This window comes from Calditrichota bacterium (genome assembly GCA_016867835.1).
Lineage (GTDB): Bacteria > Electryoneota > AABM5-125-24 > Hatepunaeales > Hatepunaeaceae > VGIQ01.
Genome location: VGIQ01000093.1, coordinates 1 through 11,419 on the forward strand (window position 1 = coordinate 1; position 11,419 = coordinate 11,419).

Annotated in this window: 6 protein-coding genes; 4 read left to right on the plus strand and 2 right to left on the minus strand. The window is 59.2% G+C overall.

Annotated elements, in window-relative coordinates; all coding sequences use genetic code 11:
- The 4 genes from FJY67_09220 to FJY67_09235 all read left to right on the plus strand — a co-directional run.
- A partial coding sequence (locus FJY67_09220; GenBank protein MBM3329631.1) for an electron transfer flavoprotein subunit alpha/FixB family protein occupies nucleotides 1-839 on the plus strand: 839 nt, incomplete at its 5' end.
- A gap of 15 nt (nucleotides 840-854) precedes the next feature.
- Nucleotides 855-1,604 (plus strand): hypothetical protein, encoded by a 750-nt coding sequence (locus tag FJY67_09225; protein MBM3329632.1) that lies wholly within the window; start codon nucleotides 855-857, stop codon nucleotides 1,602-1,604.
- A gap of 1,134 nt (nucleotides 1,605-2,738) precedes the next feature.
- Nucleotides 2,739-4,055 (plus strand): isocitrate dehydrogenase (NADP(+)), encoded by a 1,317-nt coding sequence (icd, locus tag FJY67_09230; protein MBM3329633.1) that lies wholly within the window; start codon nucleotides 2,739-2,741, stop codon nucleotides 4,053-4,055.
- 406 nt (nucleotides 4,056-4,461) lie between these two features.
- Nucleotides 4,462-8,229, plus strand: a complete 3,768-nt coding sequence (locus FJY67_09235; protein MBM3329634.1) for a TonB-dependent receptor — start codon at nucleotides 4,462-4,464, stop codon at nucleotides 8,227-8,229.
- A 99-nt stretch (nucleotides 8,230-8,328) separates the two neighbouring features.
- On the opposite strand, the gene FJY67_09240 is transcribed toward FJY67_09235, so the two are convergent.
- Together FJY67_09240 and FJY67_09245 are read right to left on the minus strand one after the other, a co-directional pair.
- Nucleotides 8,329-9,036: a Crp/Fnr family transcriptional regulator gene (locus FJY67_09240; GenBank protein ID MBM3329635.1), complete on the minus strand. Its 708-nt coding sequence runs from the start codon at nucleotides 9,034-9,036 to the stop codon at nucleotides 8,329-8,331.
- A 26-nt stretch (nucleotides 9,037-9,062) separates the two neighbouring features.
- Nucleotides 9,063-11,270, minus strand: coding sequence for a LysM peptidoglycan-binding domain-containing protein (locus FJY67_09245; GenBank protein ID MBM3329636.1), 2,208 nt, complete (start codon nucleotides 11,268-11,270; stop codon nucleotides 9,063-9,065).
- Between the last annotated feature and the right edge of the window lie 149 nt (nucleotides 11,271-11,419).

Consider the following 11,419-nt stretch of genomic DNA (forward strand, 5'->3'; position numbering starts at 1 on the left):
CCGGATCGCTGGCGAGCGGCCTCGACGGCTTCGGAATCGACCGCCTCCTTGCCGCAATGCAGCCTGAACTTTCCGGCTACAGCCCGGAGGGCTACGGCGCCGTAGTCGAAGCCGCTTCTAAAGCATTGGGCGCCGAGGTCATACTCTTCCCGGCAACTTCGATGGGACGCGATCTGGCGCCGACGCTGGCTGCCCGGCTTGACGCCGCCTTCCTCCCCGACTGCACCGAACTCACGGTAACAGGTGGGCGGATTGCCGTCCGCCGGCCCGTCTATGCGGGAAGGCTGATGATCACCCTCGAAGCCAGGACTCTCCCGGCGATAGTATCGCTTCGCCCCAAGGCTTTCCTCGCCATCAAGTCCGGCGGCTCAGCACCTGCGCTCGAATCCCTGAGCGTCGATCTGACCGGCGTCGTCAAAACCGTCTGCGTCGAGACCCGTCAGGAAGGCGCCGGTAAACTCGACGTCAGCGAAGCGGATGTCATTGTCAGCGGCGGACGCGGAATGAAGGGGCCTGAGAATTTCCATCTTGTCGAAGACCTTGCCGCAGCGCTGGACGGAGCCGTCGGAGCCTCTCGCGCGGTAGTCGATGCCGGCTGGAGACCGCACGGCGAGCAGGTCGGACAGACCGGCAAAGTGGTCGGACCGTCGCTCTACATCGCCTGCGGCATATCCGGCGCCATCCAGCACCTCGCCGGGATGCGCTCGTCGAAGGTGATCGTAGCCATCAACAAGGATTCCGACGCGCCAATTTTCAAAGCAGCGGACTATGGCATCGTTGGAGACGTCTTCGAAGTTCTTCCGGCCTTGACTGCAGCAGTCAAGGCGCTCGCCCGGTAACCACCGCACCCCCCAATGAGTAGGCTGGGGTCACACCTTATCGTATCGGTCGCATTCGCCATATTGGCGCTTGCGACCGGTGCGGTAGCCGAGGATAGCCTCGATGTTGTTCTGCGCGTCATCGACCTCTACGATGCCGGACGGATCAGCGAAGCCGAATATCTGGCGTTGAAAGCCCTCGACGTTCCGGGTGAACTTACTCCGGCACAGCGCACCGACCTCTATAAAGTCCTCGCCTTCTGCGCTGCAGCCAACGACGACGAACTGAACGGTGCCCGCTATTTCCTTCAGGCTTTGCGCCTGACTCCGACCCTTTCGCCCGATCCCATTACCTGGTCCCCCAAGGTGCGGCGTATCTTCGACATCGCCCGCACCGACTACGTCAAGGTGGCTGCAGAGGAGCACCGCTTCCGGGTCGCTGCCGAAGCCGAAATCTGTCGCAAGGCATCGCTTCGGGCGCTCTATATCCCGGGAGGGGGCCAGTTTGAGAAGGGAGAACCGGGACGCGGTCTCATCTATACCGGGCTGATCGCAACGACAGCGATCCTGCTGGCCTACGCTGAGTTGCAGATGCCCGACGCCCGGCAGAATTACCTCGATGCGACGACCAGCCGGGACGCGGCGCGTCTCTGGAAGGACTACCGCAGCCTGTCACGCCTCCGCAACGGCGCCGCAATAGGACTGGGCATATCCTATGGCGCGGCCTTCCTCGATGCTCTTTGGCGAAAACCTCCGCCCGGCCGGCTGCCGGTTGACGGGCATTAGGCCTCACCGACCGCAGGGCACTCCGCCAACATCAAGTGCGCATAGTTTGCAGACCGCTCTACCTGTAGTGCATATTCTGCACAGTTACAGCGCCCCATCTCACGCCTTATGACGCCGATTTCGCCTTGAATCGGCACCAATTCTCTTTTGGCACACCGCTTGCTATTCTTAAGACCAGCACAGCATCCGGCACGGTTTCTTTTGGACGCCCGGTTAACGCGCATTCCTTCCGCCTCGCACTGCTTCAGCACGGTTCACAGCACTGCTACAAGCACAGGTTACCCGACAGAAACAAGCACAGCATCAGGTTCGGGTTCGGCACGGTTTCATTGGCGGAAGCGCACTACTTCACTATCGGCCTAACGAATGCGCGGCCGGAACGTTGACGAGAGCAGGCACGGTTTCTTTGATTTGCCGCCGCTGGTGGCCGTAACGTTTCGGCAGTTGCCTCCTTCGGGATGCGACCGGCACGGGATATTCTGACCTCCGGGTCGTCCGGGTCCACTTCGGTGGACAACTTCGACAGATATCTGCACCATGCACTGTCCGGCTGTCGAAGCAACATAGGGAGCATAAGCCGGCGGAGCCGCGTCAAGCCTATCCGCATCCCGCCGCCCGGGTATCGGCGGGAAAGGATGGTCGTCCTACGCGCAACCCGCTAATGCTAATACGATCGTAACAGTTGACGCCCCGCCGGCTACTCCCCTGGTTCGATTTCAAGTGCTGCCTTCAGGTTGACGATATTATTACTGACGACCGTGCCGCCTTTTGTGGCAGAGCAGAATCTTTGGCATCCACTGTCCCTATTGACCGCTGATCCCTTCCCTCCACCAACCTCCGGATGGGAACTTCGGCTGAGCCACGTGTTGGAAGCAACCCGCAGAGTGCTGACACTTTAATGGCCGGGGACAGTCATAGATAGCGCCGACTCAAGCATTTGAGCCGGCGCTTCCTTTTGAATGGATAAAGGATAAAGACCGGAATTGGGATTAAATTCCCATCGCAAGCCGCAGCAGCGTTGACAGGTCAATCCGCCTCTGCCTATATTAAGGCATAATCGATTCCTTGAATCAGGACCACCCAATAGGGTCCGGAATTGTCAATTTATATCCAATAAAACCTACCGGAGCAGCAGTGTCTCACTACGATCAGATCATCCCGCCCGCCGACGGGGCATCAATTACCACCGTCAATAACGAACTGAACGTTCCCGACAATCCCATCATCCCCTTCCTGCGCGGCGACGGCATCGGTATCGACATCTGGCCGGCCACGCAGCACGTCATCGACGCCGCCGTCGCCAGGGCTTACAGCGGCAAGCGCCGGATCGCCTGGTTCAAGGTCTATGCCGGGGACGAAGCCGTCGAGAAGTATGGCCCCAACCAATACCTGCCCCAGGACACCCTGAAGGCCGTCGCGGACTACATCGTCGCCATCAAAGGCCCGCTCACGACCCCGGTCGGCGGCGGCATCCGCAGTCTCAACGTCACCCTTCGTCAGGTGCTCGACCTCTACGCCTGCATCCGCCCGGTGCGCTGGTTCAAAGGCGTCCCATCACCGGTTGTCAACCCGGCGGCAATGAACATCGTCATCTTCCGCGAGAACACCGAGGATGTCTATGCCGGCATCGAATGGCAGCAAGGCACCCCCGAAGCCGCCAGGATCATCGACTTCATCAACACCCAAATGGGCAAGAAGATCCGCACCGACTCCGGCGTCGGCATCAAGCCTATCTCGGTAACCGGTTCGAAGCGTCTGGCGCGCAAGGCGCTCCAATTCGCCGTCAAAGAGGGCCGCAAGTCGGTTACCTTTATGCACAAGGGGAACATTATGAAGTTCACCGAAGGCGCCTTCAAAGACTGGGGCTACCAACTGGCGCTCGACGAGTTCCGCGACCGCGTCATCACCGAAGCCGAACTCTGGGACGAGACGCGCGCCGCTGACGGCGTTACACCGATCACCAAGCCGGGCGCCTTTGCCGATCTTCGCGGCGGGAAGCCGGCCGGTGATCCGGGCGGACGGGTCGTCGTCAAGGATCGTATCGCCGACTCGATGTTCCAACAGATCCTGACCCGTGCCGACGAATACGATATCGTCTGCACCCCCAACCTGAACGGCGACTACCTCTCGGACGCCTCGGCAGCCCAGGTCGGCGGTCTTGGAATGGCCCCCGGTGCCAACATCGGCGACTATGTCGGGATGTTCGAAGCGACCCACGGCACCGCGCCCAAATATGCCGGTAAGGATATGGTCAACCCCGGCAGCCTGATGCTCTCCGGGGTGATGATGCTGACCTACCTCGGCTGGCGCGAAGCCGCCCTAATGGTCGAGCAAGCCATCGAACGCACCATCGAAGCTAAGACCGTAACCTATGACCTCCATCGCCTGATGGAAGGTGCCACCAAGGTCTCCTGCTCAGGCTACGCCGAAGCTATCGTGCGGAATATGTAGATGGTTCGTTTCGTTTCCCGTCCGGGTCATCACTCGTGATCGCTTGCTGTGAACGCTGATGCTATGATCGTCATTCCCGCGAAGCAGCCTGTCCGAGAATGCACTGGGGTGCCGTCGGGTGTCTTCACCCGACGGGAAGTCATTGTTAATAAAGGTATATTGGTGTCAGATTAGACAACTTACACCGCGACCAAGTGTGCTTGATAGTGTCAGGTGGGACACCTGACACCACATTTAATGCTATTCGGAACGCGAACGTTACTGCGGCGGGGGACGGGACCTAACCCGTCCCCCGCGTTTTTGGCTCACGCTATGATGCATAGAAAGCAAGTGGCAAGCCTCTTGACTTGGACGATTCCACAGGTTACCTTACAAGATACTTTTTCCCGTTCAACCTAATCGCCTTATGAAACGACACGCCCTGCGGTCCACCGCTGTTGCTTTTGCACTTATGGTCCTCGCCATAGGCACGGGCCGGTTACATGCTGCCACCGGGAGCATCAAAGGAACCATCACCGACTCCGAGACGGGCTTCCCGATGGCCGGCGCCAGCATTACCATACCGGGCACACCCTGGGGCGCCGAGGCCGACTTCGATGGCAACTACGTCCTGATCGGGATCACCCCCGGAACCTACACCCTCGAAGCCTCCTTCACCGGGTATCACAACCTGACCCTTACCAATGTGCTCGTCGAGTCGGATCTTACGACGACGCTCGACATCACACTCACCCCGGCGGCAATCGAATTGAAGGAAGTCAAGGTGGTAGTGCAGAAGAAGTTGGTCAACCTCGGCCAGTCGTCGGCGGGACAGCGGCTCGGCAAGGTTGAACTGCAGAATCGCAAGCCCGAGTCGATCAGCGCTATCCTCTCGACCACCAAAGGTTTCAAGACCGACGTTGAGGGCAAGTTCCACGTCCGGGGCTCGCGCTCGGGATCGGTTGCCATCGTGGTCGATGACATCGACCGCCGCGACCCGCTCGTCGATACCCAGACCTCACTTTCAGTCTCGAGTGAAGCGGTCGAAGAGATCAACATCCTGACCGGAGGCTTCAACGCCGAGTATGGCCGCGCCGGAGCCGTCGTTCAGATCACCACCTCGGAAGGCTCCAAGACCGACTACTCCGGCCGCGTCGAATTTCAAACCGACCGCATCATCGAGACCTACTCCTTCGACACCGACCGGATGGAACTGAACCTCGGCGGGCCGGTGCCCTATTCCAAGAGCCTGCTCGGCAAGCCGGTTACCTTCTTCCTTTCGACGACGGGCTATCTCAGCAACACCTACACCCCCTTCAACATCAACCGACCTGCAAACGACTATCTGGGGCTGGGCATCAAACTCCCGGAACGGCAGGACAACAGTTATCAAACTTCGCTCAAACTCTCCTACAGCCTGACCGATACGAAGAAACTTTCGCTCTCACTTTCCGAGAACTACCACCGTTGGGACATCTATCCCGCCGGCGAGGGCGGCGTTTCGGGAAACTACGGCTACGGATACAAGTACAATCTCCAAAATCGGCCCTGGGCTGAAAACCGGCAGTTCTCCGCGGCGCTCACCTACACTAATCAGGTGTCGGCCAAGACCTACTACACGCTGAAACTGATCACCTTCAGCACTCACTCCCGCGTTCAGCCGCGCGGCAAAAGCCCGGGCGAGTTCACCCTCCTATCGGCCATCGAGAACAATTTCGCCAACGCCTTCGACCGCAACGGCAACAGTTGGCTCGACCCCGACGAATATACCGACAACGACGGCAACGGCTTTATGGACGGCTTCTGGGATGCCAATGACAACGGCATCTACGACGGCGGTGGCGAGGGCTACGAAGACCTCAATATGAACGGGCAATGGGATCGTGGCGAAGATTGGGTAGATTTGAATGGCAACGGTATCTACGACGCCGCCGAGCCATGGGTCGATGTAGTCAACCCGCTGACCGGCGAGAACAACCCGGGGCAGTGGGATCCCTGGGACCCCTATGTCGATCTGAACGGCAACGGACGATGGGACCCGGACGAACCGCAATTGCCGGAACAAGACTGGAACCGCAACGGCCGCTGGGACGGCGAACGCTTCCAGGACGCCAACGGCAACGGGTCGTTCGACGCCTGGGAGCCCTTTACCGATCTGAACGGCAATTCCCGTTGGGATCCCGGCGAACCCTTCGAAGACCTGAACGGCAACGGCATTCAGGACGACGGCGAAGGCTATGATGACAAGGACCTGAGCGGAGAGAACAACCGGCGTGATCTGGTGAGCCGCACCGGCAGTTCCGACACCCGCGAGCCCTTCATCGACGGCGACTACTGGCACGACACCGGCGAGCCTTTCATCGACGAGCCCGATCCCATCTCGGGGCTTTATAATGGGCGGTGGGATCCCGGGGAAATCTGGTTCGATCTGCCTTCGTCAGCCAATGCCCAGACTGGAGCCGGACGCTGGTTCCTCGGCTCGGAAATGACTCTAAACGGGCGCTACGACCCCCCCAACAGCCTCTTCGACGAGTATGAACTCTTCTGCAAGCCGGCCGACTTCCGCTCGGGCTTGAATCCCTCCCGTCCGGTGATCTACAACTACAACGAGGAAGCTCGCGGCAACGACTGGCCGGATAATATCTACGCCTTCATCCCCGGCAAGTCCACCTGGATCAACCGCTCGCTGCACGACGCCGCCGCCCCTCTCTTTAACATACCAAATACCCAGTTCGATGAGGGCAAGGAGTGGTTTCGCGACTACAACAACAACGGCGTCTGGGACAACTATGACCTCTTCCTCAACCCGGGACTCTGGGACGGCACCGCCTTCTGGCAGGATCGCGTCGCAACCGAATACACCGTCAAGTATGACATCCAGAGCCAGGTGACGAAGCATCACGAAATGAAGAGCGGCGTCGAGGTCAAGTATCGCGATCTTGAAATGCAGTCCATCTCCCAGCCGGACTTGCTCTACAGCGGTGAAGCCAACCTGCCTTCCGGCTCACTTTATCCCGACCGTGGCGGAGTGCGCGACTTTTATCAGTATCAACCCTTTGAGGGTGCCGCCTACTTGCAGGACAAGATGGAGTTCGAGGGCCTCATCGTCAACGCCGGCCTGCGGCTCGACTTCATCATCCACGACCAAAAGGTGATCGACGAATTCCGGGAACGTCTCATCCGGGACGAGCCCGGCGCTATCATCGCCGAGCGAGGCAACTACCGCGTCTCGCCGCGGCTCGGCATCAGCCACCCGATTACCGAGCGCTCGAAACTCTACTTCAACTACGGGCACTTCTATCAAGCCCCCAGTTTTCAGTATTTCTACAAGTCGGCGACCGCCAACTTCGATGCCAACACCACGATCGGCAATCCCAACCTCGAATACGAGAAGACGATCCAGTATGAACTCGGCGTCAACACCCAGATCAGCGACTTCGTCGTCTTCGACATCTCCGGCTACTACAAGGATCAGTATGACCTGATCTCAACGGCCGATGAACGTTGGAAGAACCTGACCCTCGATCGCTATGTCAACCTCGACTACGGCCGGATGCGAGGCTTTGAATTCACCATCGACAAGCGCCCCGCGCACCATTATGCGCTGACCTTTAACTACGACTTCTCCTACGCTTTCGGCAAGGCGTCGGACCAACTGGCAAATCAAGCCTCGCGGCTGCGAGGTGTACCCTATAACTACGACGAGCACCCCCTCGACTGGGACGAGACGCACAAGATCAACGCCTTCCTTACTGTGCTCTATGCCAAGAACGAGCACCCTGAGTTATTGGGATTCCGGATGCCGGACGACTGGCTTATGACGGTCCAGTGGGAGTTCGGTTCAGGGCTGCCTTACACCCCGTCGAAATACACCACCGGCATCGAGAACACCAACCTGATCCTGCCCAATTCGGCGCGGCTGCCGTGGCGCGAGCGGACGACGCTCAAGTTTGAAAAGTATTACTCCCTCAATCCTCAAAAGGGGACGCGCGCCTTCTTCGGCTTCACCGTGGGCAATCTTTTCAACAAGCGAAATGTCCAGTCGGTTTACGCCGAGACAGGCAGCCCGAGTCAGGCCATCCACCCCCTCAATCCGTCCTATAATCCGAGCGAAAACCGTTCGAACTACGATGCCAATCCGCGCAACTACGACGCTCCGCGGAACGTGCTCTTCAGGGTTGGGATGACCTTCTGAAGTACCTTTCCTCGCCACAGGTATGAAGAGTCGAACGGGGCAGGCGGTAACCGCCTGCCCCGTTCTGCTGCCTGGAGCCTTGAGCCCTAAGCCCTATGCCTAATCAATCGCCGGCAGTGTCATCCGTCGCAGCGCAGCCAGATCGAGCAGCGTAAACTCCCGCCCCTCAACAAGAACCGCACCCTCGTCCTGCATCCGGCGCAGAATGCGCGACAGCGACGGCTGAGCGATGTTCAGCATCGTCGCAAGGTCGCCCTTGGACTGACCGATCGTCACCTTGGGACATGCCAGCGGTGTCCCGGGCGGACTCGAACGCTCGTAGAGTTCAAGAAGATGCCGCGCTACCCGCGCCGTTCCGCTCTCCATCGTTAACTGCTCGATTCGCGCCACCATCCGCTTGAGCCAGATCGCCATCCCTTCGAGTAAAAACCGCGCAAAAGGCGCACTTTTCCCGACCATTTCCATCACCACTTCGCGCGGCACAACCAGCAGCGACGCGTCGCGTTGGACGATCGCCGCCGCGGGATAACGTCCGATGAAGATCGCAGCCTCGGCTATCACTGCCGGCGCCTCGGCAATATGGAGGACCGTCTCCTTGCCCTCCCGGCTGAATCGGGCCAGTTTGACGGCTCCCTCAAGCAGTATGAAGAGCGCTGCGGCAAAGTCCCCCTCGCGAAAGACCACCGAATGCGCCGATTTGACCTTCACGTCGCACTTTCTGATCAGGTCAGCCGTCAGGTCCCGGCCGAGCAGCGCACCAAACCGGCTGGAAATGACCCGATCGGCTTGCTCTACAGTAACCGGCATTAGGTTAGAAGTTGAGGCGGGGCGGACTAACGCGGGATGACCAACCGGTCCCCAGGTCGAATTCGGGAGGAATGATCGAGGTCGTTGGCGCGAAGCAGGTGGTCGCGTTCGATGCCATATCTCCGCGCGATGTCCCAAATGGTATCGCCGCGACGGACCGTATGCACGGCGGACGATACGTCTGCTGAAGCGACCTCGACCTCGCCTGCGCCCGGGACCTTGAGTCGCGCCCCGACCTTCATCTTGCGTGGATCGCTGATACCGTTGGACTTCATCAAGGCAGCCGCCGATATTCCGTAGCGCGAGGCAATCGACTGCGGCGTCTCGCCTTTGGCGACGATATGTGTGCGTGAGGCGGCGCCTGCTGTGGATGACGTCTCCACCGGCTCAGATCGATTCGATCTAACGCCAGCGGCTTCAGTCTCCGGAGCCGCTGCGACCGCCGGCGTAGCTCCCGGCTTCACGACGAGCCGCTGGCCAACGCGCAATCTTCGTGGATTGCTGATATGGTTGCGCTTCATCAGGGACGAGGCTGAAACGCCATACCGCGCTGCAATTGCAGCCGGCGTCTCGCCGCTCCGGACAATGTGAACCACCTCGCCATTGCCGGCCCGGGCCGGTGCCGGAGGCGTCTCCTCCTCGACGGCTGTATAGCGCGCCTTGGCGATCTCGGGCGAGGTCGGAACGATCAACTCCTGCCCGATCCGGAGTCTCCCGTCGGGCCGGATCTGGTTCTCCGCAATAGCCCGAATGTCGCGCACCGAGACCCCATACTTGCGCGCTATGGCCGAGAGCGTCTCACCCTTGCGAACAGTATGCCGGGCTAACGCGCGTTTTTCGTCATCCGGAAGCGCGGCCCATTCGCGCTGGAAAGCCTCAGCCGTCCCTACGGGTAAAATAAGCAGCGTCGAATCGTTCGTCGGGGGTGTGCAGGCTCTGAGCAGCCAGGGATTGATTTCCTTGAGTTCCTGATATTCCCGACCAATAAGTCTGGCAGCCAGTTTCAGATCGACCTGCTCGGTAACCCACATCGAATCGACCTTCGGCAAATCGCGAAAAACCGGAGGATCGAAGCCGTAAGCCGCCGGATCCTGCGCGATGAGTCGCGCGGCGATGTAGGTAGGCACATAGTTGCGCGTCTGCTTCGGCAGCCGACTCATCTTCCAGAAGTCTTTCGTGCCGCTGCGATGGATGTTCTTCTCAACGTTCCGCTCGCCACAATTATAGGCTGCCATCGCCAGATACCAGTCGTCGAAGTCATAGTAGAGTTTCTTGAAATACCGGACCGCCGCATAAGTCGCCTTGACCGGATCGCGTCTCTCGTCATGCCAATAGGTCGTCTTAAGCCCGAATATCTTTCCGGTCGATTTGATGAACTGCCATGGCCCCGACGCATGCGCATACGAGTAGGCAATCGGATTGAATCCCGATTCGATCATCGCGATATAGACCAAGTCCTCCGGCATTCCCTCTTCGCGCAGGATCTTCCGCATCATAGGTTCATAGACTTCAGCCCTCCCCAGCCATCGTTGATAGACCTTTCGGCCCTTAGTTTGGAAGAATTTGATTGCATTCTCGACCTGACGGTTCATTACCATCGGAATCGGGGGATAGAGCACCTTGACTTGAAGCGCCTCGGCAAGCGCCGTCGTGTCGGGCGCCAGGTCCTCCTCCGCAACCATGCCATCATCGCCGGTCAGTGTGTCCTCGCCGGAAACCTCTACGCCCGCAATCACCGCCTCACGGGGCGATTCGGCCGGTAGTTCATCCTTACCGCGAACATAGTCATCGTAGAAGTGGTCGATCTGCTCCGCAAGCCGCTGATAAGTCTCACGCTCCGCGTCAAGGGACTCGACATTGATCGATGTCAGGATCACCCGCACCATCGCAAACCGGTATCCGGCCGTCACAAGTTGGTCTTCCGACAACAGTTTGCGAGCGCTTTCGAGCATCCGCGCAGCCACGGCCAACTTTTCCGTCACCGGCAGCACCATAAACGCAGCGTCGAGAGGAAGATCTTTCAGATCGTCGTCATCGACAGCATCGGCGGTGTCGGCAGCGGTAAGATGGGATCCGTTTTCGGGGGGGAGAGAGGGAGGCGCGGAGTCCGCGCTTCGGAAGACCCGCTCCGGAGCGCAAGCCAGGAAGAGCAGGGCAATGGAGAAGAAAAGGGTATGGACCAATCTGTTGCGAACTGTCATTGATTCAGATACTATTAATGAGTGCAGTATCATCTTGTTTAGTTCCCCCGCTCAGCGGGGGGACTACAGGGGGGTAGAAGTGCAACCCCATATTGCCCCCCCTTTTATTCCCCCCCGCGAAGCAGGTGAGAGAAGACAAGAACTAACTGCACCAAGTAGTAAAGGTCGAATGACCGATAATG

Coding starts and splice junctions, on each gene's coding strand:
- FJY67_09240 (MBM3329635.1), bottom strand. CDS start 9,036: ATGCCGGTTACTGTAGAGCAAGCCGATCGGGTCATTTCCAGCCGGTTT.
- FJY67_09245 (MBM3329636.1), bottom strand. CDS start 11,270: ATGATACTGCACTCATTAATAGTATCTGAATCAATGACAGTTCGCAAC.
- FJY67_09235 (MBM3329634.1), top strand. CDS start 4,462: ATGAAACGACACGCCCTGCGGTCCACCGCTGTTGCTTTTGCACTTATG.
- FJY67_09225 (MBM3329632.1), top strand. CDS start 855: ATGAGTAGGCTGGGGTCACACCTTATCGTATCGGTCGCATTCGCCATA.